The sequence below is a fragment of the Arthrobacter sp. B2060 genome (assembly GCF_059090445.1).
Map to the genome: position 1 here is coordinate 294,591 of NZ_JBNHFR010000003.1, position 24,820 is coordinate 319,410.

Annotated in this window: 19 protein-coding genes and 1 pseudogene; 16 read left to right on the forward strand and 4 right to left on the reverse strand. The window is 65.2% G+C overall.

The window, feature by feature from the left end; all coding sequences use genetic code 11:
- Window positions 1-121: 121 nt before the first annotated feature.
- From AC5RUM_RS08205 to pdxS, 6 genes are all read left to right on the forward strand, one after another.
- On the forward strand, window positions 122-463 hold the full coding sequence (locus tag AC5RUM_RS08205; RefSeq protein WP_494034470.1) for a DUF6504 family protein: 342 nt from the start codon (window positions 122-124) through the stop codon (window positions 461-463).
- Entirely contained in the window at window positions 460-3,999 is a 3,540-nt protein-coding gene (locus tag AC5RUM_RS08210) for a DNA polymerase III subunit alpha (RefSeq protein ID WP_494034471.1), read from the forward strand. Before AC5RUM_RS08205 ends, AC5RUM_RS08210 begins: the two co-directional genes overlap by 4 nt.
- A 168-nt stretch (window positions 4,000-4,167) precedes the next feature.
- Window positions 4,168-6,132, forward strand: a complete 1,965-nt coding sequence (gene thrS, locus AC5RUM_RS08215) for a threonine--tRNA ligase (RefSeq protein ID WP_494034572.1) — start codon at window positions 4,168-4,170, stop codon at window positions 6,130-6,132.
- A gap of 19 nt (window positions 6,133-6,151) precedes the next feature.
- A complete protein-coding gene (locus AC5RUM_RS08220; RefSeq protein WP_494034472.1) occupies window positions 6,152-6,739 on the forward strand; it encodes an HIT family protein in 588 nt (195 codons plus the stop codon).
- A complete protein-coding gene (gene pgsA, locus AC5RUM_RS08225; RefSeq protein WP_494034473.1) occupies window positions 6,729-7,349 on the forward strand; it encodes a phosphatidylinositol phosphate synthase in 621 nt (206 codons plus the stop codon). The genes AC5RUM_RS08220 and pgsA overlap by 11 nt, the downstream gene beginning before the upstream one ends.
- Window positions 7,350-7,499: 150 nt before the next feature.
- Window positions 7,500-8,426, forward strand: a complete 927-nt coding sequence (pdxS, locus tag AC5RUM_RS08230) for a pyridoxal 5'-phosphate synthase lyase subunit PdxS (RefSeq protein WP_400576050.1) — start codon at window positions 7,500-7,502, stop codon at window positions 8,424-8,426.
- Between the two features lie 165 nt (window positions 8,427-8,591).
- Here pdxS and AC5RUM_RS08235 read toward each other — a convergent pair whose 3' ends face one another.
- Window positions 8,592-10,604, reverse strand: coding sequence for a M3 family metallopeptidase (locus tag AC5RUM_RS08235; protein ID WP_494034474.1), 2,013 nt, complete (start codon window positions 10,602-10,604; stop codon window positions 8,592-8,594).
- A gap of 83 nt (window positions 10,605-10,687) precedes the next feature.
- Here AC5RUM_RS08235 and AC5RUM_RS08240 point away from each other — a divergent pair, with 83 nt between their 5' ends.
- Window positions 10,688-12,040 (forward strand): CapA family protein, encoded by a 1,353-nt coding sequence (locus AC5RUM_RS08240; protein ID WP_494034475.1) that lies wholly within the window; start codon window positions 10,688-10,690, stop codon window positions 12,038-12,040.
- 9 nt (window positions 12,041-12,049) lie between these two features.
- Here the strand turns inward: AC5RUM_RS08240 and AC5RUM_RS08245 are convergent, their stop codons facing one another.
- On the reverse strand, window positions 12,050-12,790 hold the full coding sequence (locus tag AC5RUM_RS08245) for a type 1 glutamine amidotransferase (RefSeq protein ID WP_494034476.1): 741 nt from the start codon (window positions 12,788-12,790) through the stop codon (window positions 12,050-12,052).
- Entirely contained in the window at window positions 12,787-14,079 is a 1,293-nt protein-coding gene (locus tag AC5RUM_RS08250) for a MurT ligase domain-containing protein (protein WP_494034477.1), read from the reverse strand. The genes AC5RUM_RS08245 and AC5RUM_RS08250 overlap by 4 nt, the downstream gene beginning before the upstream one ends.
- Window positions 14,080-14,170: 91 nt before the next feature.
- Here AC5RUM_RS08250 and pdxT point away from each other — a divergent pair, with 91 nt between their 5' ends.
- The 9 genes from pdxT (at window position 14,171) to AC5RUM_RS08295 (ending at window position 24,131) form a co-directional block, all read left to right on the forward strand.
- Entirely contained in the window at window positions 14,171-14,893 is a 723-nt protein-coding gene (gene pdxT / locus AC5RUM_RS08255) for a pyridoxal 5'-phosphate synthase glutaminase subunit PdxT (protein ID WP_494034478.1), read from the forward strand.
- A 3-nt stretch (window positions 14,894-14,896) separates the two neighbouring features.
- The gene (locus AC5RUM_RS08260) at window positions 14,897-15,652 is read left to right on the forward strand and encodes a YebC/PmpR family DNA-binding transcriptional regulator (RefSeq protein WP_494034479.1); all 756 of its coding nucleotides are present in this window, start codon (window positions 14,897-14,899) and stop codon (window positions 15,650-15,652) included.
- Window positions 15,653-15,686: 34 nt separating this feature from the next.
- On the forward strand, window positions 15,687-16,265 hold the full coding sequence (ruvC, locus tag AC5RUM_RS08265; protein ID WP_400576061.1) for a crossover junction endodeoxyribonuclease RuvC: 579 nt from the start codon (window positions 15,687-15,689) through the stop codon (window positions 16,263-16,265).
- Between the two features lie 93 nt (window positions 16,266-16,358).
- Window positions 16,359-17,003, forward strand: coding sequence for a Holliday junction branch migration protein RuvA (gene ruvA, locus AC5RUM_RS08270; protein WP_494034480.1), 645 nt, complete (start codon window positions 16,359-16,361; stop codon window positions 17,001-17,003).
- Complete coding sequence (gene ruvB / locus AC5RUM_RS08275) at window positions 16,996-18,084, forward strand: Holliday junction branch migration DNA helicase RuvB (RefSeq protein WP_494034481.1); 1,089 nt, start codon at window positions 16,996-16,998, stop codon at window positions 18,082-18,084. The genes ruvA and ruvB overlap by 8 nt, the downstream gene beginning before the upstream one ends.
- Window positions 18,085-18,318: 234 nt before the next feature.
- Window positions 18,319-18,705: a preprotein translocase subunit YajC gene (gene yajC, locus AC5RUM_RS08280; protein WP_494034573.1), complete on the forward strand. Its 387-nt coding sequence runs from the start codon at window positions 18,319-18,321 to the stop codon at window positions 18,703-18,705.
- Window positions 18,706-18,815: 110 nt separating this feature from the next.
- Window positions 18,816-20,573: a protein translocase subunit SecD gene (gene secD, locus AC5RUM_RS08285; RefSeq protein ID WP_494034482.1), complete on the forward strand. Its 1,758-nt coding sequence runs from the start codon at window positions 18,816-18,818 to the stop codon at window positions 20,571-20,573.
- Window positions 20,573-21,589, forward strand: coding sequence for a protein translocase subunit SecF (gene secF / locus AC5RUM_RS08290; RefSeq protein WP_494034483.1), 1,017 nt, complete (start codon window positions 20,573-20,575; stop codon window positions 21,587-21,589). The genes secD and secF overlap by 1 nt, the downstream gene beginning before the upstream one ends.
- Window positions 21,590-21,737: 148 nt before the next feature.
- On the forward strand, window positions 21,738-24,131 hold the full coding sequence (locus AC5RUM_RS08295) for a RelA/SpoT family protein (protein ID WP_494034484.1): 2,394 nt from the start codon (window positions 21,738-21,740) through the stop codon (window positions 24,129-24,131).
- Between the two features lie 108 nt (window positions 24,132-24,239).
- Here the strand turns inward: AC5RUM_RS08295 and AC5RUM_RS08300 are convergent.
- Window positions 24,240-24,755 (reverse strand): annotated as a pseudogene (locus AC5RUM_RS08300) (hypothetical protein); the annotation flags it as partial.
- Window positions 24,756-24,820 lie beyond the last annotated feature (65 nt).

Consider the following 24,820-nt stretch of genomic DNA (forward strand, 5'->3'; position numbering starts at 1 on the left):
CGCTGTCAGTCCACACCCATCTAGGTTTTGCCGGAGGCCAGGCGTAGACTGTAGATATTCGAATACATATTCGAACCATCCTTCATCTGCAGCACCTTCATCTTGGTTTCCGGAGGCACCTATGGGCATGTTCAGCGAGTCCGTGGACGTTGCTTGTGGACCAGAAGGCCAGCCCGTGGAACTGCAGTGGGGCGGGCGGAGGTACACGGTCTGCGCCGAGCCGGTTCACTGGTATGAACGCCGCCAGTGGTGGGCCGAGGAACAGCGGGCTCCACTGGGCAGTGGGCCCGGACTTGTGGATCACGAGATCTGGAGAGTTCAGGTAACACCCGTGGAACCCCCACTGTCCGAAGAGGCCCCTGCGGCCCCTGAACACCTGACACTCGATCTGGTCCGGCATACCGGCAGCGGACGCTGGCGGCTGCTCCGGATCCACGACGCACTCCGGCATAAGACAGCATGAGCTTTACCCACCTGCACGTTTCAACCGCCTTCAGCGCCCACTACGGCGTTTCCTGGCCCGATGAACTCGCCCAGTCGGCGGCGGCCCAGGGTGCAACCGCCCTTGCCTGCACAGACAGGGACGGCCTGTACGGAACGGTCAAGCACCTGAAAGCCTGCATGGCTGCCGGCCTGGACCCGGTGGTCGGGGTGGACCTCGCCGTTTTCGACGACGAGGGAGATCTTCGCACCCAGCTTTCCGGCCGCGTCGTGGTGCTTGCGCACGGCCACAACAACGGGGCTGGCTACAAGGCGCTCTGCCGGTTGATTTCCGATGCCCATGCCCGCACCACGGGCAAGGCAGGGGGAACGGTGCCGGCTGCAGTCACCCGGGCGGAACTGGCATCAAGGATTCTTGACCCGCACACCCTGAAGCCCGTGCTCAGCGTGCTGATCGGGCCGGATTCCGACGTCGGAAGGGCCATGGGCGGGCGCCGTTACCTCCGGCCCCGCACGCTCTTCAAGAGCTGGCTGGATTCCCTGCCGGCCGGAAGCGTCGTGGCGGAGGTCGTCTCGCATCTCAGCGCCCCGGGAGAGCCCCTCAGCACCGCCCATGCCGTCCGCATGCTCAAGCTCGCCCAGGAGTACAGTGTTCCGGCGGTCCTCACCAATGCAGTCCGTTATTGTGCCGAGGACGGTGCCGCCACGGCCGATGTCCTCGACTCAGCCCGGACCCTGAAGTCCCTGCCCGAACTCTCGGCCGCGCCACTGCTCCAGCCCAATGGGCAGGGCTGGCTGAAGTCCCCTGACCAGATGCTGCAGCTGGGCAAGGAAATTATTCACGCTGCCGGGTATGGTGTGGCGGATCTTCAGGTCCTGCTCGCGCAAACGGAGGCGCTCGCCGACCGCTGCAGGATGGATCCCGTCACGGACATGGGCTGGAAGCAGCCCGTCGTTCCGGAGACTTCGGTGATCGGCATCGAAGGTGACCCACTGGCGGAACTGGCCTTGAGGTGCGAGGCCGGTGTGGCACGCCGCTTTCCGGGTATTTCCGGGAAGGCCGAGGCTGAAATGCGCAGCAGGCTGGATCACGAACTGAAGATCATCGCCAACCTCGGCTTCGCCTCCTATTTTCTGACGGTGGCCGAGGTATCGCGGATGATCCTGGACATGGGCGTGCGGGCCGCTGCCAGGGGCTCGGGAGCGTCCAGTCTGGTGAACTACCTGCTCGATATCAGCCAGGTGAACCCGCTGCAGCATGACCTTATTTTTGAACGCTTCCTGTCGCAGGACAGGTCCACCCTTCCGGATATCGATATCGACGTCGAAAGCGCTGAGCGGCACAACGTTTACCGGAGGATCTTTGACCGTTTTGGCGCCGAGCGTGTGACGCTCATGAGTATGCAGAACGGCTACCGTGCCCGGGGGGCCGTGCGGGACGCCGGGATGGCCTTGGGCATGGACGACGGCGACATTGGAGAAATTGCCAAGCAGCTGTGGCGATTTTCCGCCCGCAGGTTCAGGGAAGCCCTGGAAGAAAAACCCGAGCTCCGTGAATTTGCTGACCGGGTGGAGCAGCGGGATGCTTCAGGCAACCAGCAACTGGACCTGCTCGTGGACCTCACCGAACGTCTGGACAGGCTTCCCCGCCACATCTCCATGCACCCCTGCGGAGTCATCCTTGGCGACGCGACCCTGCTGGACAGAACACCCGTGCAGCCCAGCGGGCTGGGGCTGCCCATGAGCCAGTTCGACAAGCACGACATGGATCCGATGGGAATGCTCAAACTGGACGTGCTGGGAGTCCGGATGCAAAGCGCCATGGCGTTCGCCGTCCGGGAGATCATCCGCATCCATCCCACCAAAGCCGATGTGGTGGCTGCGGGCGCCCACCCCGCGGGTCCGGACGGCAAGGGCCCGGACTACATCAGGGAGGACGGCTTTATCGACCTCAATGCGGTGCCGCTGGATGATGAGCCCACCTACGAGCTCATCCGGAGCACCCACACCCTGGGATGTTTCCAGATCGAATCGCCGGGCCAGCGCGAACTGGTCGGCAAGATGGCGCCAAGGGAATTTAACGATCTCATCATCGACATTTCCCTGTTCCGTCCCGGGCCCATGAAATCCGACATGGTGCGGCCGTTCCTCGAGCACCGGCACGGATTCGCGCCGGAAGTCTATCCCCATCCGGATCTCAAACCCGTGCTGCAGGAAACCCACGGTGTCACCGTGTTCCACGAGCAGATCCTGAGGACCTTTGACGTGATGACTGGCTGCGGGCTGGCCAAAGCCGACGAGTTCCGCAGGGCGTTGAGCAGCGAGGTCATGGAATCCCAGGTGGAGGAGTTTTTCCGCCGCAGGGCAAAGGCCAAGGGGTATTCGCCGGACGTCGTTGACAAGGTCTGGGGGACCTTGAAGTCCTTCGCCAGCTTTGGCTTCTGCAAGGCCCACGGCGCTGCCTTTGCCGTGCCCACCTACCAGTCGGCCTGGCTGAAAGCCCATCATCCGGAGGCCTTCCTCGCAGGACTGTGGGAGCACGATCCGGGCATGTACCCCAAGCGCCTGCTTGTCGCCGAAGCCCGCCGCCTGGGAATCCCCATCCTGCCGCTGGACATTAACCGCAGCGGCGCGGAGTACCGGGTGGAGCGCATCGTTTCGGGGCCGGACCAGGGCAAACTCGGCATCAGGCTGAGCCTGAAAGGCATCTTCGGGCTCTCCGGGGCCGAACTGAAGCGGATAGTGGCCGGACAGCCCTTCGACTCCCTGGCTGACCTGAGGGCGCGGTCCAGGCTGACGAAACCGAGCATCAAGAGGCTGGCCCAGCTGGGAGCCTTCGATTCCTTGCACCGGGAATCCGGCGGAGTGGCCAACCGGGCGGACCTGGTCCAGCATCTGCAGACCCTGCAGAACAGCCAGCACCGGAAAGCACCCGACGTCGTTGAGGGCCAGCTGGCTCTGCCCCTCGGAGACATTGAACTGAGGAACGTCAAGGGCGAGCTCCCGCCACCCACCGTCGTGGAGAATGTCAGGGCAGAACTTGACCTCATGGCCGTTGACGTCAGCGAGCACCTGATGTCCAGCCACCGTCCGCTGCTGGACAGGCTGGGCGTCACCACTGCCGACAAGCTCCTCGGACTGAGGAACGGCACTGAAGTTCTGGTGGCCGGAGTCCGCATCGCCACCCAGACCCCGCCCATGCGCGGAGGCAAAAGGGTGGTGTTCATCAGCATCGATGACGGCACCGGCTGCGTTGACTCTGTCTTCTTCCATGAGGCCCAGGAGAAGTCGGGACCTCTGCTGTTCGGTACCCGCCTGCTGCTCATCAGGGGAACCACCCGGCGGACGGGCCCCCGGGGGATCAGCCTCAGCGCCAGCATGGCCTGGGACCTGAGCAGGATTGAGACCCTGCCCTTCCCTGCGAAGGATTCCCCCTCCGGGCGCGGACCGGAGAGCGGGGAACCCACCACCGGCGCCGTCATCCCCGCCGAGTTCCGGACACCTGGCCCGTTGAGCGGGATCGGCAGGAACCTGGCCATCACCGGCCTGGGCGGCTGAACCGCAGCCCTGCCCGTGTGCCGCTTTGGCTGGCCTCAGCCGTAACCGATACGATTGACGAGGCTGGCTGTGGTCCCCGTATGCCACAAGCTACGAAGCCTTAACTTTGAATAGGAGACACCCGTGTCAGAAGCCCAGCAGATCACCCTCATCGTCGATGGCGAAGAGATGAAGGTGACTACCGGGACCACCGGCGCGGAAGTCTTCTTTGAGCGCCGCGACGTCGTTGTGGCCCGCGTTGACGGCGAGCTGAAGGACCTTGACCAGCCGCTTCCCGAAGGTGCCGAGGTCCAAGGCGTCACCATCGACTCCCCGGATGGCCTCAACGTCCTCCGCCACTCCACCGCCCACGTCATGGCCCAGGCCGTGCAGCAGCTGCGCCCCGACGCCAAGCTCGGCATCGGCCCGTACATCACCGACGGCTTCTACTTCGACTTCGACGTCGCGGAGCCCTTCACCCCCGAAGACCTCCGGCAGCTGGAAAAGATGATGCTCAAAATCGTCAACCAGAACCAGAAGTTCGTGCGGCGCGTCGTTTCCGAGGATGAAGCCCGCGAGGCGATGAAGAACGAGCCCTACAAGCTGGAACTGCTGGGCAAGAAGAACGACGCCGCCGACGCCGGGGAAGGCGTCAACGTCGAGGTGGGCGCCGGCGACATCACCATCTACGACAATGTTGACCGCAAGAGCGGTGACAGCGTCTGGTGCGACCTGTGCCGCGGCCCGCACCTGCCCAATACCAAGCTGATCTCCAACGCCTTCGCCCTGACCCGTTCCTCGGCCGCCTACTGGCTCGGAAACCAGAACAACCAGCAGCTGCAGCGCATCTACGGCACGGCCTGGCCCACCAAGGACGCACTGAAGGCTTACCAGGAGCGCATCGCCGAGGCCGAGCGGCGCGACCACCGCAAGCTCGGCGCCGAGCTGGACCTATTCTCCTTCCCGGATGAGCTGGGCTCGGGCCTGCCGGTGTTCCACCCGAAGGGCGGCATCATCCGCAAGGCCATGGAGGACTACTCGCGACAGCGGCACGTGGATGCCGGCTATGAGTTCGTCTATACCCCGCACATCACCAAGGGGCACCTCTACGAAGTCTCCGGCCACCTGGACTGGTACAAGGAAGGCATGTTCCCGGCGATGCACATCGACGCGGAACTGAACGAAGACGGCACCGTGCGCAAGCCCGGCCAGGATTACTACCTGAAGCCGATGAACTGCCCCATGCACAACCTCATCTTCCGTTCCCGAGGCCGCTCGTACCGCGAGCTGCCCCTGCGCCTGTTCGAATTCGGTTCCGTCTACCGGTATGAAAAGTCCGGTGTGGTGCATGGCCTGACCCGGGTCCGCGGCATGACACAGGACGACGCCCACATCTACTGCACCCGCGAACAGATGAAGGACGAACTCACCGGCACGCTGAACTTCGTCCTGGGCCTCCTCAAGGACTACGGCCTTGACGATTTCTATCTGGAGCTTTCCACCAAGAACGAAGACAAGTTCGTGGGTGACGACACCGCCTGGGAGGAAGCCACCCGCACCTTGGCCGAAGTGGCCGAAGCGTCCGGACTGGAGCTGGTCCCGGATCCCGGGGGAGCTGCGTTCTACGGCCCGAAGATCTCCGTCCAGGCCAAGGACGCGCTGGGCCGCACCTGGCAGATGTCCACGATTCAGCTCGACTTCAACCTGCCGGAACGCTTCGAACTCGAGTACCAGGCTGCAGACGGCACACGCCAGCGCCCGGTCATGATTCACCGTGCGCTATTTGGCTCGGTGGAAAGGTTCATGGGCGTGCTCACCGAGCACTATGCAGGAGCCTTCCCCGCCTGGCTGGCTCCCGTCCAGGTGGTCGGCATCCCCGTGGCGGAAACCTTCAACGACTACATGTTCGACGTCGTGGACCAGCTGAAGGCCGCCGGGATCCGCGCCGAGGTTGACATCTCCTCGGACCGTTTCCCCAAGAAGATCCGCACCGCCAGCAAGGACAAGATCCCGTTCGTGCTGATCGCCGGCGGCGAGGACGCCGAAGCGGGAGCGGTGTCGTTCCGTTTCCGCGACGGCAGCCAGGACAACGGCGTGCCGGTGGCAGAGGCGGTCCAGCGGATCGTGGACGCCGTCCGCAACCGGACCAGCTAGCCGCGAACGAGAGGCACACGTGCAGGAGAACACAGGCGCAGGCTATTCCGGCGACGCCGAGGTGACGGACGACTTTGGCCTCGCCGGCGTTCCGGACGCTTTCCAGCGCCTCTGGACTCCGCACCGCATGGCATATATCAAGGGCGGGCAGCACCAGTACAAGAACCAGGACGACTGCCCATTCTGCGTTGCTCCGGCCCGCACCGATGAGGAATCCCTGATCGTGTACCGCGGCCGCACCAGCTACGTGGTGCTGAACCTGTTTCCCTACAACCCCGGCCACCTGCTCGTGTGCCCGTACCGCCACGTTCCTGACTACACGGACCTGACCGTCGAGGAGACCGCCGAATTCGCCGATCTCACGCAGACAGCCATGCGCGTGCTGCGGAAGGTGGCAAATCCTGGCGGATTCAACCTGGGCATGAACCAGGGCGTGGTGGGCGGGGCAGGGATTGCCGGGCACCTGCACCAGCACATCGTTCCGCGGTGGGGCGGGGATGGAAACTTCTTCCCCATCATCGCCCAGACCAAGGCGATCACGCAGACACTCGACGAAGTGCGCCAGCAGGTGGCCGAAGCATGGCCGGGGGAGACGCATGCTGAATAGGCATGCCCGCGGTTTCTTCACCGCGCTGTTCTCCCCGCTTGCCCGCTGGCTGCTGAAAATGGGTGTCTCTCCGGACGCCATCACCATTGTCGGCACTGCCGGCGTGGTGATCGGCTCACTCGTGTTCTACCCGCTCGGGCAGCTCTGGTGGGGGACCCTTTTCATCACCGCCTTCATCTTCTCCGATGTCATCGACGGCATCATGGCGAGGATGCAGGACCGCGAAGGCGCCTGGGGCAACTTCCTGGACTCCACCCTGGACCGGCTGGCCGACGGCGCATTGTTCGCAGGCGTGGCCATCTGGTTTTTCACCGGCGGAGGGGATACCGCGATTGCCGTCGCCGCCGTCGTCTGCCTGGTCCTGGGCATGGTGGTGTCCTACGTCAGGGCCAAGGCTGAGTCCCTGGGCTTCCAGGCGAATGTGGGCATCGCCGAACGCGCCGAACGCCTTGTTTCGCTGCTCGTCGTTACCGGCTTCACCGGGCTGGGACTGCCGAGCATCGTGCTGTTCGTGACCCTGGTGCTGCTTGCCGGTGCCAGCCTCGTCACCGTGGTGCAGCGCGTGCTGGCGGTCCGCCGCCAGGCCACCCAGGACACAGCGCAACCCTGATTAAGCCCCGCCGCCACGGTGGGACTAGTATTAGGACTACCTGGTCCATGGATCCGGGAATCCGGTGTGTGCGAATTGGGGCATTGTGTGCCGTCTGCACCGGGTCGAGAGACCGGATCCAGCAACGTCTATCTACCCATAGGGGTTTTTGTGTCTACACCTGATGTAAGCAGCGAAGCCGGCTCGTCCGCCAACAGCGTCACGGGCAGCAACCGCGTCAAGCGCGGCATGGCAGAGATGCTCAAGGGCGGCGTCATCATGGACGTCGTCAACGTCGAACAGGCCCGCATCGCCGAAGACGCCGGTGCCGTTGCCGTGATGGCGCTCGAGCGCGTCCCGGCCGACATCCGCGCCCAGGGCGGCGTGTCGCGCATGTCCGATCCGGACATGATCGACAAGATCATCGACGCCGTCTCCGTGCCGGTCATGGCCAAGGCCCGGATCGGCCACTTCGTCGAGGCGCAGGTCCTGCAGTCCCTCGGCGTGGACTACATCGACGAGTCCGAGGTCCTGACCCCGGCCGATTACACCAACCACATCGACAAGTGGAACTTCACCGTTCCCTTCGTCTGTGGTGCCACCAACCTCGGTGAGGCGCTGCGCCGCATCAATGAGGGCGCGGCGATGATCCGCTCCAAGGGCGAGGCCGGCACCGGCGACGTCTCCAACGCCACCACGCATATGCGCCAGATCCGCGCCGAGCTCCTCAAGCTCGCGGCCCTGCCCGAGGACGAGCTGTACGTCGCGGCCAAGGAACTGCAGGCACCGTACGAACTGGTCAAGGAAGTTGCCTCCACCGGCAAGCTGCCCGTGGTGCTCTTCACCGCCGGCGGCATCGCCACCCCGGCCGACGCCGCAATGATGATGCAGCTCGGCGCCGACGGCGTGTTCGTCGGCTCGGGCATCTTCAAGTCCGGCAACCCGGCCCAGCGCGCGGCCGCCGTCGTGAAGGCCACCACCTTCTTCGATGACCCGGACGTCATCGCGAAGGCCTCCCGCGGCCTGGGCGAAGCCATGGTCGGCATCAACGTGGACGAGATCCCGCAGCCGCACCGCCTCGCCGAGCGCGGCTGGTAGCGTTCGGGCGCTTCTCAAGGAGCGTGGCGCTGGGCGCCCCGCTTCTTGAGCCTCGGCGCCCTCTCTTATTAAGCCGAGAGAGTTAGGCGGCATTGTCGCCAGGCTTAGATCCGACGCCGGCCGGTCACCTTGTGAGGTGACCGGCCGGCGTCGTTGTTTCTTGGGTTACTCGAGGCCGCGGCGCTTCAGCAGCGGCTCAAGGGCGGCATCACGGCCGCGGAAGGTGCGGAAGGACTCGAGCGGATCCCGGCTGTTGCCACGCGCGAGGAGCTCCGCGCGGAATCGGTCCCCGTTGTTCCGGTTGAGCCCTCCGTTCTCGACAAACCAGTCCACGGTCTCTGCGTCAAGGACTTCACTCCAGATATAGGAGTAGTAGCCGGCGGCGTAGTAGTCGCCCGCGAAGATGTGCTGGAAGTAGCCGGTGCGGTACCGCGGCGGGATGAGCGTGTGCGCCACGCCGGCCGCGGCCAGGGCCTTCGCCTCGAACTCCACCACGTCCTGCGGAACGCTGCCGGCGTCCAGCACGTGCCACGCCAGGTCTAGCAGCGCTGCGCCGAGGTATTCGGTGGTCGCGAAACCCTCGCCCCACAGCCGTGACTCGTTCAGCCGGTCCACAACATCCTGGGGGAGCGGTTCGCCCGTGGCATGGTGGCGGGCATAGTTTGCCAGGACCTCCGGCCACATGAGCCACATTTCGTTGACCTGCGACGGATACTCCACGAAGTCCCGGGGCACGTTGGTGCCCGAAAACCGCGGATAGGTGACCTCGGAAAAAAGCCCGTGCAGGGCGTGCCCGAACTCGTGGAAAAGGGTGCGGACCTCATCCAGGGTCAGGAGCGTGGGCTCACCGGCCGGCGGCTTGGAGATGTTGAGGTTGTTGATCACCACGGGCTGGGTGCCCAGGAGGGCCGACTGGTCGACCAGGGAATCCATCCAGGCTCCGCCGCGCTTGGATTCCCGCGTGTAATAGTCCCCCAGGAACAGTCCCAGCCCGGAGCCGTCGGCGTCGCGCACTTCCCAGACGCGGACATCGGCATGATAGCCGGAGAGATCCGGACGCTCGTGGAACGTGATGCCATACAGCGAGGTGGCAGCGAAGAACACTCCGTCCACGAGGACCCGGTCCAGTTCAAAGTAGGGCCTGATGGCCTGCTCATCCACCGCATAGCGTTCTCGGCGCACCTTCGCGGAATAGTAGGACCAGTCCCATGCCTCGAGCGGGTGCCCGGCACTCTCGGCCAGGGCCGCAGCCTCTGTGTCAGCGTTCCGGACAGCGGCCGGGGCCAGCCGGTTGAGCATGGACCGGACCGCCTCGAAATCCGGGGCCGTCTGCCGGTCCACCACGAGTTCGGCGAAGTTGCCGAAGCCCAGCAGGGCGGCCTTCTCGGCGCGCAGCCGCACCATGGACTTGACCAGGTCCTGCACGTCAAGGCTCCCGCCGCTGCTGCCGCGGGCGATGGATGCCTCGTAAAGACGGCGGCGGACGCCCCGGTTCTCCAGCGCGGCGAGGGCGGGCTGGTTGCTGGGCTGGATGAGCGTGAGCAGGAACTTTCCCTCGTGGCCCGCCACACGGGCCGCTTCCGCTGCGCTGGCGACGTCGTCGGCCGGCAGGCCCGCCAGATCCACGGCGTCGTCCAACAGCAGGGCGGCACTCTTCATCGCATCCTTGACGCGCTGTCCGAACTCCGTGCCAAGGCGCGACAATTCCGCATTCAGCTCCTTGAGCTTTTCCTGGCCTTCGTCATCGAGTTGGATCCCGGACTGCCGGAACTCCTTGAGGTACTCCTCGACAAGCCGGACGGACTCGGCATCGAGGTTTGCTATGTCGATGGCGGCGAAGCGTTCGTACAGGCCCCGGTTGAGGTAGACGGCATCCTGATGGGCAGCGAATCGCGGCGCGAGTTCCGTTTCGAGATCCTGGATCGCCTCCGAAGCGTCCGCCGATACCACGGTGAAGAATGCCGAAGCAGCCCGCTGCAGCAGGCGGCCGGAGCGTTCCATGGCCAGCGCGGTGTTCTCGAACGTCGCCGGGTCGGGGTTGCCTGCGATGGCCTGGATCTCGGCCAGGTGTTCGGCCAGGCCGGCGTCCACGGCCTCGGCGTAGTGGGTGTCCTCGATGGCCTCAAAGGGAGGCAGCCCGAACGGCAATCCGCTCGGGCTCAGCAGGGGATTAGTCATGAAGCAACCCTTTCATGCAGGCGCGGCGTTCACAATGACAGCGTGCGCGTTTTTGGATGGTGTGCCACCGTAGGATGGCGGATATGGGGAATACATACACCATGCTGATCAGCCGCACTGCCCGGGCCTTTGCGGCGGCGGCACTCATTGCAGCGCTGGCGTCCTGCGGAGTCATTGCCGGGCAGGGCAACGGCCAGGGCAGATCCGACGGCGGCCCCGGGCAGGGGAGCGCCAGCGCAACAGCTGCTGCGCCGGCGGGATCACCGGGTACGTCGCCCAGCGCGTCAGTTCCGCCGGCCACGGAATCGTCCGGTGCACCCGCTTCCAGCCAAGACGCGACCTCCAGCCAGAACCCGGTTCCCAGCCAGGCGCCGACGCCCGGTGCCGGGCCTGAATGCCGGGCTGTCCGCTGTACCTCCGTGGTGGTCACCGGCGACATGCTGGTGCACACACAGCTGTGGGAGCAGGCCCGCCAGGATGCCTTGGCGGCGGGTTCCAAGGGACTGGACTTCGGACCGCTGCTGGAGGGCCAGCGGCGGTATATCGAGCAGAGCGACCTCGCCATTTGCCACCAAGAGACTCCCGTGGCGGCCCCGGCGGGCCCGTTCTCGGCGTACCCGTCGTTCAATGTGCCGCCGCAGATCATCGCGGCAGCCAAGGCCGTGGGATACCAGGCATGCACCACAGCAAGCAACCACACCATCGACCAGGGTACGGCAGGCCTGGTCCGGACGCTGGACGCGCTGGACGCCTCCGGGCTGCAGCACACCGGCTCCTACCGGACCGAGGCGGATTCGAACGGCATCCTAATCATGCCGACGGCGGCCGCCGACATCGCGGTCATCCAGGGCACGTACGGCCTGAACGGCCAGATCCCGGAACAGGACTGGCAGGTGGACATGCTCGACGCCCCGACCATGATCGCCAAGGCGAAGAAGGCTCGGCAGCTCGGCGCGGACATCGTGCTCGGGGTCATGCATGCGGGGGACGAATACGCCAGTGTCCCGAATGTGCAGCAGCAGGAGACGGCCCACGCGCTGGTGGACAGCGGACAGTTCACCATGATCTACGGCCACCACACGCACTCGGTGCTGCCGATTGAAAAGTACAAGGGAACGTGGATCGTCTACGGCCTGGGCAACGGCGTGACGGAACTCTCGCCGGTCTATGCGGTCAACAACGAAGGTCTGCTGGTCCGTGCCCAGTTCAGCCAGGATGCAGCGGGCAAATGGACGGCGGCCGACCTCGGCTGGGCACCGTCAGTCATTGTCAACGCGCCCTACCGCTGGTGTTCCGTTGCATCCGACGCACCGCAGGGCGTCTGTGCAAGCCCAGCAGCTGACGCCGAAACCCGGCAGCGGACCAAGGCCGTGGTGGAATCGATGGGGGCCGCGAAGGCGGGGGCCCACGAACTCCTGATCAGCAAGGAGAAGTAGCGGCCCTGTTCAGCGCGGCCGGCGGGCCGCGTGTTCCCTGGCAAGCACGGCGAAGCGGTCGTCGGGTTCGCCTGGCGTGAAGGACCCGTACTTGCGTTCGGCGGCGTTCCGGATCAGGAAGTCCGCGATGGCCGGGTTCTTGGGGAGCAGCGACCCGTGAAGGTAGCTCGCTACGATATTGCGGTAGCGGGCGCCCTCGTGGCCATCCTTGCTGTTGTTGCCGGTCCCTTTTTCAACGGTGCCCAGGGGCATAACCCCGGGGCCGAGGGTCGTCTGGCCGCTGTGGTTTTCGTAGCCAAGGACCTCGCCGAACTCGGGGGTGGTCACCTTCACGTTGCCGATCAGGCGTTCGTCCGTTCCGTGGGTCTCCACATCCAGGATTCCGATGCCCGGAATAACGGTGCCCGAGCGGGTCTTGAAGAAGTGCCCGAACAACTGGTAGAGGCCGCAGATCACCAGCATGGGTGCGCCGTCCTCCGCAAGGCCCCGAAGGGTGTCCGCCCTCATCTGCAGGTCGTCCTGGATCACCAACTGGCCGCTGTCCTGCCCGCCGCCGGCGACGATCACATCCACCTCGTCGGGAAAATCGTCGCCCGGGTTGTAATCGAGCAGTTCCGGCGTGTAGCCATGCCATTTCAGCCGCTGCTGCAGCACCAGTGCGTTGCCCCAGTCACCGTAGATGTTCATGTCGCGCGGATAAAGCTGCAGGACCCGGATGGTCCCCTTGCTGCCTGACGCCCCGGGGGTCATGAGACCACCTCCACTGTGGTGATTTTGGAGAGCTCACGGCGAATGGCGAGCATGGCCGTATATGTGCAGAATACGCGCTTCGGCTTGTCCTTCGCACCGGCGATAAAGGCGGCCAGCGCAGGGGCAATCTCCGTGTCGACAGAGCGGACGGCCACTTCGTCGTACTGCAGGCGCAGGGCCATGTCATAGGCGCGGGAGCCGCTGACCTGGTCCACGCCGTCTTCCCGCAGCGATTCGAAATCGACGTCCCACAGCCAGGACATGTCCCGCCCGTCCGCGTAGTTGTCGTTGATCGCGATCATGGTGGCGTACCCGCCCGAGGGGAAGGACTTCAGTCCCAGCCGGAACCCGCTGGGGTTCTTCACGAGCACGAGGTCTAGCGGCAGCCCGTCCACCACCAGGCTTTCGCCGCGGCCGAAGGCGGGAGCCACCTTGGACAGCGCGTCGAGCAGGGCAGCGTGGTCCGCCGTCGCAGCACCGCTGCCGCAGATGCTGCGGGCCAGCACCAGGGCCGCAGCGGCGTTGAAGATGTTGTAGACGCCGCGGAGCTTCATTGAGGTGGTGACCGTGGCGCCGTCGTACTCGAAGTCGGCGCTGTCGGCACCCACTTTGCGAAGCACGACGTCGGCAGCCGGCCTTTGGGGGACAGCCGCCGGAGTGGGGCTGCCGGGTCCGGCGCGCAGCTCGTCGTCGCTGGGAAAGGTGCCCAGCAGGGAATCGTCGAGGCCGAAGTAGCGGACGTCAGGTCCGTGCAGTGTCTCGGCGATCCGCGCCACCCGCGGATCCTCGCGGTTCAAGACCACCGTCCCGGTGGTCTTGTCGGCGATGTGCTGCAGGAGCTGGGCCGTCTTGTCGATTTCCCCGAAGCGGTCCAGCTGGTCGCGCAGCACGTTCAGCAGGAGGCTGTAGCGGGGCGGGACCCGGTTGACGAAGTGCACTGCATGGGCTTCATCAAGTTCAAGCACCGCAATGTCGGCATCAAGGCGTCCCCGCCAGTCGACGTCGCCCAGCAGGGCTGCGGCAACGCCGCGCGTGAAGTTGCTGCCGGTGCGGTTGGTGAAGACCTTCAGGCCCTGGCTTTCCAGGAGCTCCACCACCATCTTCGTGGTGGTGGTTTTGCCGTTGGTTCCGCTGACCACCGCCACCCCGTGGGGGAGCGTGGACAGTGTCCGCTGCATGAAGCCGGGATCGATTTTTTCGACCACCAGACCTGGAAAAGCGGAGCCTCCGCCCCTGAGCCGGGTGACCCGGCGGACGAGCTTGCCGAGCGGAACGCTGAAGGAAAACATGCTCTGTAATATATCCCAGTTGAGGCATGGAACGGGCGGTCGCCCTGCCGGCGGGGGCCGGATCCAGCTCCCGGGACACTATGATTATTGGATGACCAATCCCCTTTCTGCCGCGGAGCCGCGCGTTCGTCCAGGTATCGGTTCAGGGTTGCGCATCGGCGTCCTGGCGCTCCAAGGCGACTTTCGCGAGCACCTCCGATCCGTGGAGGCATCCGGCGCTACCGGCGTCGGGGTCCGCCGTCCGGCGGAACTTGACGGCCTGGACGGGCTCATTATTCCCGGGGGAGAATCCACTGCCATTGACAAGCTGGCGCGGGCCTTTGAGCTCGCGGACCCGCTGCGGAAGCACATCGCCGAAGGGTTGCCCGTCTATGGATCCTGCGCCGGGATGATCCTCCTCGCCCATGACATTGCGGACCCCGCCACCGATCTTGCCGGCAATCCGCAGCAGACCTTTGGCGGCCTGGATATCACCGTGCGGCGCAATGCCTTCGGGCGCCAGCGGGAATCTTTCGAGACCGACCTTGAGTTCAGGGGCCTGGACTTCAGCGCCACCGAACAGGGTGTCGCTCCCGTGCACGCCGTTTTCATCCGCGGCCCGTGGGTGGAACGGGTGGGGCCGGACGTCGAGGTCCTTGCCCAGGTGGAGCCGGCAGACCCGGCCCATGCCTCCCACGCAGCCGATCTGCAGGGGACAGCTAGAATTGTTGCAGTGCGTTCCGGCCAACTGCTGGCCACCTCCTTCCACCCGGAAGTGACAGGGGAGAAGCGCGTGCATGAACTTTTTATCCGCATGATCAGAGGAGAAGCGTAAAGCATGTCAGGCCACTCCAAATGGGCAACGACCAAGCACAAGAAGGCCATCATTGATAGCCGCAGGGCAAAGTCGTTCGCCAAGCTGATCAAGAACATCGAAGTCGCGGCGCGCATGGGCGGACCGGACCTCGCCGGCAACCCCGGGCTGGAACTGGCCGTGACCAAGGCCAAGAAGACCTCCGTGCCGAACGACAACATCGACCGTGCCATCAAGCGCGGTGCCGGGCTCACCGGCGAAGTGGTGGACTACACGGAGATCATGTACGAAGCCCGCGGCCCGCAGGGCTCAGCGCTGCTGATCGAGTGCCTCACCGACAACAAGAACCGCGCCGCCTCCGAGGTGCGTCTCGCCATTTCCCGCAACGGCGGCACCATCGCCGACCCCGGGTCGGTCAGCTACCTGTTCACCCGCAAGGGCGTGGTGACCCTGCCGAAGAACGAGCTCAGCGAGGACGACGTCCTCATGGCAGTCCTCGACGCCGGCGCCGAGGAAGTCAAGGACAACGGCGACACCTTCGAAATTCACTCGGATCCGAAGGACCTCCAGGCCGTCCGCGACGCACTCAAGGAGGCCGGGATCGAATACGACACCGACGAAGCTGAGTTCGTGCCGTCCATGGAGGTGCCCCTCGACCTGGATGCCGCCAAAAAGTTCATGAAACTCGTTGATGCCCTGGAAGACCTGGACGACGTCCAGAATGTCTACAGCAACGCCGACCTCAGCGACGAAGTGCAGGCCGCGCTGGAAGCCGAGTGATCCCGCAGCCCTGCTGTGATTTCGAGGCCCGGCCTTGACGCTGCGTGTCCTGGGCGTCGATCCCGGCCTCACCCGCTGCGGCATCGGCGTGGTGGACGTGGAAAAGAACCGTCGCGCCACCATGGTTGCGGTGGGCGTGGTGGGGACCTCGGCCGAGGAGACCCTGGATCAGCGTCTGCTGGTCATTGCCCTCGCCATCGACGAGTGGCTCGACCGGTATGAACCGCACGTGCTGGCCGTGGAACGGGTCTTCTCCCAGCTCAACGTCAGTACCGTCATGGGCGTCGCCCAGGCCTCCGGCGTCGTGATAGCAGCAGCCGCCCGGCGGGGAATCCCGGTGGCGCTCCACACGCCGTCGGAAGTCAAAGCGGCGGTGACGGGCAGTGGCAACTCCAACAAGGACGCCGTCACGAAGCTCGTGACCAAGATCCTGCGGCTGGACGCCCCGCCGCGGCCGGCAGACGCCGCCGATGCCCTCGCCCTGGCCATAACCCACGCGTGGCGGGCCGGCAGCGGGGCCGCGGTTGCCACCACCGGACCGGGCAGCAGTTCGCTGACTCCGGCCCAGCGGGCGTGGGCGGAAGCGGAAGCCAAGGCGCGGCGCGCCCGGTGAGTGTCCGGGTATATGACCGGGGAACTTGTTAGGGTATTCGTAGATATGTTCGGATAGTCGGTCTTTTTCCGGCGGTAGTTCAGGAGCCCGGCCTTGATAAGTTTTCTTCGCGGAACCGTAGCGCAGGTGGGCCTGTCCACCGCCGTGATCGACCTCAACGGCGCCGGGATGAGCGTGAACGCCACCCCGCGGACCCTCAGCCGGCTCCGCGCGGGCGAGGAGGGTCAACTCTTCACCTCACTGATCGTCAGGGAGGATTCCCTGACACTCTTCGGATTTGCCAGCGACGACGAGCGTGAGGTCTTTGATGTCCTGCTCAGCGTCAGCGGGGTGGGGCCGCGGCTTGCCCTCGCGGTGCTGGCGGTCCATGACCCGGAAGCCATTCGCGTCGCTGCCCACACCGGGGACAGCAAAACGTTCACGAAAGTTCCCGGGATCGGCCCTAAGGTCGCCGGGCGCATCGTGCTGGAACTGGCCGGCAAGCTGGTTCCCCAAGGCACTGCGCCGACTGCAGCGCCTGCCCCGTCCGGGGAAGCGGTCTGGAAGCCGCAGGTGGTGGCCGCCATGACCAGCCTCGGCTGGTCCGAAAAGGATGCCACCGGCAGCATCGACAAAGCCCTGGCCGACGCGCCCGACCTTGCCGACCGGGGCAATGTCGCCGAAATACTGCGGACCACGCTGCGGTGGCTTGGCCAGGACGGCGCCCGTGCCGGCAACAGGGTAGGCAGCCGTGGCTGAGCCGTCCCTCGTCGCCGGAGGGGAAGAACCCGAGGAAAAGGCGATCGAGGCCGCCCTGCGGCCCAAGAACCTGCACGATTTCGTGGGCCAGCACCGTGTCCGCAAACAGTTGTCCCTCGTGCTGCAGGCGTCCCGGATGCGCGGCCGCAGCGCCGACCACGTGCTTTTCTCCGGTCCGCCGGGCCTGGGCAAAACCACGCTGGCCATGATTGTCGCAGCCGAAATGAACGCACCCCTCCGGATCAGCAGCGGTCCGGCGATCCAGCATGCGGGGGATCTCGCCGCCATCCTTTCGTCGCTGTCTGAGGGCGAGGTCCTTTTCCTTGATGAAATCCACCGGATGTCCCGGCCCGCGGAGGAAATGCTCTACATGGCGATGGAGGACTTCCGGGTGGACATTGTGGTGGGAAAGGGCGCCGGAGCCACGGCCATCCCGCTGGAACTGCCGGCATTCACCCTGGTCGGCGCCACCACCCGCGCCGGGCTGCTGCCTGGACCGCTGCGTGACCGGTTCGGTTTCACCGGTCACCTGGAGTTCTACTCCGTGGAGGAGCTGGAGCTGGTCCTGCGCAGGTCCGCCGGTCTCCTGGACCTGAAGGTGAACTCGGCAGGGTTCAGCGAAATCGCCGGACGGTCCCGCGGGACGCCGCGAATCGCCAACCGGCTGCTGCGAAGGGTGAGGGACTGGGCCCTGGTGCACGGCATTGAGCAGATCGACGCCAGATCCGCCTCGGCCGCGCTGGACATGTACGAAGTGGACAAGCGCGGCCTGGACCGGTTGGACCGGTCCGTGCTCGAGGCGCTCATCACCAAATTCGGCGGAGGGCCGGTAGGCCTCTCCACGCTGGCGATCGCCGTCGGCGAGGAACCCGAAACGGTCGAGACCGTTGCCGAGCCGTACCTGGTCCGGGAGGGGCTCCTCGGCCGGACGCCCCGGGGACGCATCGCCATGGCCCCGGCATGGACCCACTTGGGATTCGCCGTTCCCGACGGCGTCTTCGGGCAGGAGGCTCTGGACCTGTTCGGATCGGACCCGGAAGATGAACAATCCGCTGCGGACTGGATCTCAAACGCCCAATAACAGCGGCCTTTCAGCTTTTCCCTCTAGACTGGAATGACGCTCGGCACGTCCGTGTCTTCGTTTCCGTGGCCGGCCCTCCGGGGGGCGGTCGACCCGGGCATGTATCCTGCCCGGGAGTGCGGCGCGAAACGGACGCTGCTGTCAACCAGCTACGCAAGTACAGAATGGAACTTCCACGTGTTCGGAAATATAACTGCCCAGGCCCAGCCTCAGGCCGGTGGCGGCATCGACATCATGACCATCCTGCTGTTCGTCATGCTCGGCATCTTTATCTTCATGATGTTCCGCCGCAACAAGAAGACGCAGCAGCAGCAGGCCGCGCTGCAGTCGCAGTTCGCTCCCGGCGTTGAGGTCATGACGAGCTTCGGCCTTTTCGGCCGCATCGTCTCGATCGATAACGAGGAGAACAAGGTTGTGCTGGAACTGTCTCCCGGCAACCTGGCCACCGTCCACCGCCAGGCCGTCACCAAGATCCTGGAGCCCGCGGCGGCTGACACCACCCCCGTGCCGGACGACGCTTCGTCCCTTACCGCCGACACCGAGGGCAGCACGCCGACGACGGCCGAAGCCCAGGACGACGCCGCGAAGCGCAGCAATGACGAAGGCAAGAAGGACATCTAGTCCGCCGGCGCGTTAGCGCGCCGCTTATTATCTCTTCGGCCGCGGCCCGCCGTCGGGACGGGCGCCCAGCCCGCACCGGCGGCTGCTCCGTAACAACAGAAAGATCGACAATGGCACGAACTGGCCACAAGAAATCAGCCATCAGGGTGCTGGTCTGGCTTGGCGTAATTCTGGCTGTCATGACGGCCGTCCTCGCGGGCGGCACCATGGCCGGACAAGCCAGCTGGACCCCCAAGCTGGCCCTTGACCTTGAGGGCGGCACCCAGATGATCCTGGCGCCCAAGGTGGAGGGCGGTTCGGACATCAACGAGGAGCAGCTCAACCAGGCCGTCGCGATCATCCGCCAGCGCGTCGACGGTTCGGGTGTCGCTGAGGCTGAAATCAGCACCCAGTCCGGCCGCAACGTCGTGGTGAGCCTTCCGGGCACGCCCTCCTCGGAGACCCGGGCGCTGATCCAGGCGTCGGCCGACATGAACTTCCGTCCTGTGCTGTTGAACGGGCCCGGAACGCCGGTTCCTGCGGCAGAGCGCACCCCGGAGGCGCAACTGCCCAAGCCCACCGCCAAGCCGGAGAACGGCAGCGATTCGAACTGGATCACAGCGGACATCATGAAGCAGTTTGAGGCACTGGACTGTGCCAATCCTGCACAGGACAAGCAGGAGCGCTCGGATCCCGCCAAGCCTCTGGTCACCTGCGAGCCGGCCACCGACGAGACCCCGGCGATCAAGTACATTCTGGGCCCGGTTGAGGTCAAGGGCGTCGAGATCCAGGGTTCCACGTTCCAGCTCCAGCAGGGCGCCCAGGGTGCTGTCACCAACGAGTGGGCAGTCAACATCCAGTTCAACGCCGAGGGTACGGCCAAGTTCAAGACGGTCACCGAACGGCTCAACCAGTTCTACGTGGCGGCCGGCGGAGATACCGGTACCGATCCCAAGTCGCAGTTCGCCATCGTCCTCGATGACCAGGTCATCTCCGCTCCGCGGTCCCAGGCCGTGATCACCGACGGCCGGCCGCAGATCACCGGCGGATTCACCGAGCAGTCCGCCAAAGCGCTGTCCGACCAGCTGCGATTCGGCGCGCTGCCCATCAGCTTTGACATTCAGAGTGAGCAGCAGATTTCGGCGACCCTGGGTGGTGAGCAGCTCCGGATGGGGCTGCTGGCAGGCCTGATCGGGCTGCTGCTCGTGGTTGTCTACTCCCTGTTCCAGTACCGGGCCCTCGGCTTCGTCACCATCGCCTCACTGGTTGTGGCCGGTGCACTGACCTACCTGGCGATCGCCGTTCTTGGCTGGACGGAAAACTACCGTCTGTCCCTGGCAGGCGTCGCCGGTATCATCGTCGCCATCGGCCAGACCGCCGACTCGTTCATTGTGTACTTCGAACGCATCCGTGATGAGCTCCGTGAGGGCCGCGGCCTGGTTTCGGCCGTTGAGAACGGATGGAAGCGGGCCAAGCGCACGGTGCTGGCCTCCAAGGCGGTCAACCTCCTGGCGGCACTGGTGCTCTACTTCGTGGCCGTCGGTAACGTGCGCGGCTTCGCCTTCACCCTCGGCCTGACCGCCATCGCCGACCTGATTGTCGTCTTCATGTTCACACACCCGACCCTCCAGCTCCTGGCCCGGACCCGCTTCTTCGGTGAAGGCCACCGGTTCTCGGGCCTCGACCCCGAACGCCTGGGCGCCGTCCCGCTCTACAGGGGCGCCGGCAGGATCCGGACCCCGGAGGAAAGGCCCGCCGTCGTGCGCGCCAAGAATACGGGAGCGTCAGCCGAGGCGGAGCGCCGGATGACGATCGCAGAACGACGCCTCGCGGAAAAGCAGCAGCAGCTTGCGGGTTCCTCCAAGGGCGCCAACAAGGAGGGCAAGTAATGGCTAGAAGCTTTGCGACATTCGGTAACGAGCTCTACACGGGAAAACGCTCCTACGACTTTGTCGAGCGGAAGAAACTGTGGTTCCTGATCGCGCTTGCCGCGGTTGCACTGTCGATCCTTATCCCGGTGGTCAAGGGCGGGTTCAACCTGGGCATCGAGTTCCGGGGTGGCTCGGAATTCACCGTTTCCAACGTCAAGAGCACGGACGCGGGACTCGGCGAAAAGGCCGTGGAGGACGTCGTCCCGGGCAGTGTTCCCCGCGTCGCCAACGTCGCCGGGACCACGATGCGCATCCAGACGGACAAGCTTTCGGATGACGAAACCCTGAAAATCAAGGAAGGCCTGACCACTGCCTACGGCGTCACCGATAACGAGGTGACCTCGACGTTCGTCGGGCCCACCTGGGGTGCGGACGTCACCAAGCAGGCGCTCATCGGCCTGGTGATCTTCGTGGGGCTGGCGACCGTCCTCATGGCGCTGTACTTCCGGACCTGGAAGATGTCCCTGTCGGCGATCGCGGGCATGGTGGTGACGATGTTCATTACGGCCGGCGTGTACGCCCTCAGCGACTTTGAAGTGACGCCGTCGGCCATCATTGGCTTCCTGACGGTGCTCAGCTACTCGCTGTATGACACCGTGGTGGTGTTCGATAAGATCCGCGAAAACACGGCCGACATCGACATATCCACCCGGCGGACGTTCGGCGAGGAAGTCAACCTGGCCGTCAACCAGACCCTCGTCCGTTCGATCAACACCATGATGGTGGCCATTCTCCCGGTGGCCGCGATCTTGTTCATTGGTGCCGGCCTGCTGGGTGCCGGAACCCTGCGGGACCTTTCGCTGGCGCTGTTCGTCGGGATCCTGATCGGCACGGCAGCCACGATATTCATCGCCGCGCCCATGTACGCGTGGCTGCGTCAGAACGAGCCAGAACTGGTCAAGCAGGCAAAGCGCGTGGAGCACCGCCGTGCGGACGCCGCCGCCAAGGCTTCCGCCGAACCAGCCAAGGCCTGACAGCCCCAAGCTGAAGGCCGGACGCCGTCGTTTTGACGGTATCCGGCCTTTTGCGTCGGTGTGCTGTCGTTCGGCGACGTTCCGGTTATCAGGCAGGCCCGCGGCGGGAATAGACTGGAATAATTAACGGGTCGTGAGGGGTGCTTCATTGGAAGAACGTTCGACGTCGGCGCCAGAGGCTGCCGGTCATGACGGTTCGGGCCAGGGTCCGCAGACTGGTCTCGTGGCTGCCGGACGTCCCGGCCCGGGTGTGCCGGTGGACAACTCCGGCGTGCGTCCCACATTTCCCGGCCGGCGTGAGCGTACCCGTTCCCGGCTCGCGAGGCTGACCGGCCGCGGCACCGCAACGTATTCGCCCATCCTGGAGCCCCTGCTCCGGACCGTCCGGGCGAACAATCCCAAAGAGGACTTCGACCTCATCCAGCGCGCTTTCGTGGTGGCCGAGCAGAGCCACCGCGGACAGAAGCGCAAGAGCGGCGATCCGTACATCACGCACCCCGTGGCAGTGGCTACGATCCTCGCCGAACTCGGGCTCAGCGGGACCACGCTGGCCGCTGCGCTGCTGCACGACACCGTCGAAGACACTCCCTATACCCTCGACGACCTGAAGGCCGACTTCGGACCGGAAGTGGCCATGCTAGTGGACGGTGTCACCAAGCTGGACAAGGTCAGCTTCGGCGAGGCCGCGCAGTCCGAAACCGTCCGCAAGATGGTCGTGGCGATGGCCAAGGACATCCGCGTGCTGATGATCAAACTGGCCGACCGGCTGCACAACGCCCGGACGTGGCGCTTCGTGTCCGCGGAGTCGTCGGCACGCAAGGCACGCGAGACGCTCGAGATTTTTGCCCCCCTCGCGCACCGGCTTGGCATGAACACCATCAAGTGGGAACTCGAAGATCTTTCCTTTGCCGCACTGTACCCCAAGGTCTATGAGGAAATAGTCCGCATGGTGGGTGACCGGACACCTGAGCGCGAAAAGAGCCTGAGCGTGATCCGGAACCAGATCGCCGAGGACCTTCGCGTCGCCAAAATCAAGGCCACCATCACCGGCCGGCCGAAGCATTACTACTCGATTTATCAGAAGATGATCGTCCGGGACAAGGACTTCGACGACATCAACGACCTCATGGGCGTGCGGGTGCTGGTGGACTCGGTGCGTGACTGTTACGCCGCGCTGGGCACCCTGCATTCGCGCTGGAACCCCCTTCCCGGGCGGTTCAAGGATTACATTGCCATGCCGAAGTTCAACATGTACCAGTCGTTGCACACCACCGTGATCGGGCCGGGCGGCAAGCCCGTGGAGATCCAGATCCGCACCCACGAGATGCACCGGCGGGCCGAGTACGGCGTTGCCGCCCACTGGAAATACAAGGACCAGCCCAACCGCACGGCCGCCGCGCCAGGCAGCCCCCGCGACGGCGACATGGGCTGGCTGCGGTCACTCGTGGACTGGCAGCAGGAAACCTCCGACCCAGGTGAATTCCTGGACTCGCTGCGCTTTGAGATCAACGCCAGGGAAGTCTTCGTGTTCACGCCCAAGGGCGAAGTCATGGCGCTGCCGGCCGGCTCCACACCCGTGGACTTTGCCTATGCGGTGCACACCGAGGTGGGGCACCGCACCATCGGCGCCCGGGTCAACGGGAAGCTCGTGCCGCTCAACAGCGAACTGAACCACGGCGACTGGGTGGAGATCTTCACCTCGAAGGCCGAAGGGGCCGGACCGAGCCAGGACTGGCAGCACTTCGTCAAGAGCGCCCGGGCACGGAACAAGATCCGCCAGTGGTTCAGCAAGGAACGCCGCGAGGAGGCCATTGACCGCGGCAAGGAGCTGCTGACCCGCGCCATGCGGAAGCAGAACCTGCCGCTGCAGCGCCTGATGACCCACGATGCGCTGGCCGCAGTGGCCGAGGAATTCAAGTACGTCGACATCTCCGGGCTGTACGCGGGCGTGGGCGACGGGCACACCTCGGCGCAGCACGTCATGGAAAAGCTCATCGACATGCTCGGCGGGAACGAGACGCCGGAAGATGACCTCACCGAGGTCAGCATCCCCACCCAGGTCAGCAAGGCGCGTTTCTCCGACTCCGGCGTAGTGGTCCGGGGCGTAGGCGACGTCTGGGTCAAGCTGGCGCGCTGTTGCACTCCGGTGCCGCCAGACCCCATCCTGGGGTTCGTCACGCGGGGCTCGGGCGTTTCCGTGCACCGCACCGACTGCACGAACATCTCCGACCTGAAGGACCAGCCGGACAGGATCGTGGATGTTGACTGGGCACCGACGCAGTCCAGCGTGTTCCTCGTGGAGATTCAGGTGGAGGCCCTGGACAGGAAGTCGCTGCTCTCGGACGTCACCCGCGTGCTTTCGGAGAACCACGTGAACATCCTCGCCGCGAGTGTGCACACATCAACGGACCGTGTGGCCATCTCCAAGTTTGCCTTCGAGATGGGTGATCCCAAGTACCTGAGCCACGTGCTCAGCGCCGTCCGGCGGATCGACGGCGTCTTTGATGTCTACCGGACCACAGGGAACCGCCGGCGAAGCTAGGGCCAGTTTGTCCAAGGCCGCCTTCTTGTGGGGCAGCCTGGGCGATGCCTCCACTGCCAGCACCAGCAACCGGACACGGACATCAAGTTCGGGCCTTTCCAACAGCTGGCGCAATGCCGGAACGGCACGCTCGGCGTCCACGTGCAGGGCGATGTCCAGCGCCGTGCGCAGCGGGCTGGAAACCATCAGGCCGCCGAGGCTGACGACGTCAAAGGGACCGAGCCGTACCTCATGGAGCGTACAGCCGCGGGTTGCGCGCAGACTGGAAATACGGCGCTTGGCATCCACGAGGAGAGCCATCCGGTCCGGTTCACGGGCGCACCCGTAGATCCAGGCAGCCGTCATCCGTCCGGCCACCACACGTTGCCGGATGGCAGGCGGCACCGCATTCGCTGCCGCGCGTGCCCGCAGCTGCGGCGAAGCCTCCATGCCCGGCACCGTGTAACCGTGCTGATGGAGCTGCGTCAGCACGCCGTCGGCCGCCATGGACTGCAGCTCGGGCGACGAAAACAGCTGCCCGGGCGCGTAGAGGTCCAGGAACTGGCCGGGGGAGTCAGAGGGGCCCGATGCGAGTGGGACCGACGTGCGCGGAGACGCCCTGCCGGGCGTTGTGGACGCTTCCATCCAGCCATCGTGCCTGACGGGCCGGAACGCGTACAGGCCCCGCCTCGGTCATGTGGATAACCGGT

What these genes read in the sequence shown, in the direction of transcription:
- thrS (WP_494034572.1), top strand. Translation starts at nt 4,168, where the DNA reads ATGAAGGTGACTACCGGGACCACCGGCGCGGAAGTCTTCTTTGAGCGC.
- AC5RUM_RS08260 (WP_494034479.1), top strand. Translation starts at nt 14,897, where the DNA reads ATGTCAGGCCACTCCAAATGGGCAACGACCAAGCACAAGAAGGCCATC.
- AC5RUM_RS08245 (WP_494034476.1), bottom strand. Translation starts at nt 12,790, where the DNA reads ATGACCCCCGGGGCGTCAGGCAGCAAGGGGACCATCCGGGTCCTGCAG.
- AC5RUM_RS08235 (WP_494034474.1), bottom strand. Translation starts at nt 10,604, where the DNA reads ATGACTAATCCCCTGCTGAGCCCGAGCGGATTGCCGTTCGGGCTGCCT.
- secF (WP_494034483.1), top strand. Translation starts at nt 20,573, where the DNA reads ATGGCTAGAAGCTTTGCGACATTCGGTAACGAGCTCTACACGGGAAAA.
- AC5RUM_RS08250 (WP_494034477.1), bottom strand. Translation starts at nt 14,079, where the DNA reads ATGTTTTCCTTCAGCGTTCCGCTCGGCAAGCTCGTCCGCCGGGTCACC.
- AC5RUM_RS08205 (WP_494034470.1), top strand. Translation starts at nt 122, where the DNA reads ATGGGCATGTTCAGCGAGTCCGTGGACGTTGCTTGTGGACCAGAAGGC.
- AC5RUM_RS08210 (WP_494034471.1), top strand. Translation starts at nt 460, where the DNA reads ATGAGCTTTACCCACCTGCACGTTTCAACCGCCTTCAGCGCCCACTAC.
- yajC (WP_494034573.1), top strand. Translation starts at nt 18,319, where the DNA reads ATGACCATCCTGCTGTTCGTCATGCTCGGCATCTTTATCTTCATGATG.
- secD (WP_494034482.1), top strand. Translation starts at nt 18,816, where the DNA reads ATGGCACGAACTGGCCACAAGAAATCAGCCATCAGGGTGCTGGTCTGG.
- pgsA (WP_494034473.1), top strand. Translation starts at nt 6,729, where the DNA reads ATGCTGAATAGGCATGCCCGCGGTTTCTTCACCGCGCTGTTCTCCCCG.
- pdxT (WP_494034478.1), top strand. Translation starts at nt 14,171, where the DNA reads ATGACCAATCCCCTTTCTGCCGCGGAGCCGCGCGTTCGTCCAGGTATC.
- AC5RUM_RS08240 (WP_494034475.1), top strand. Translation starts at nt 10,688, where the DNA reads ATGGGGAATACATACACCATGCTGATCAGCCGCACTGCCCGGGCCTTT.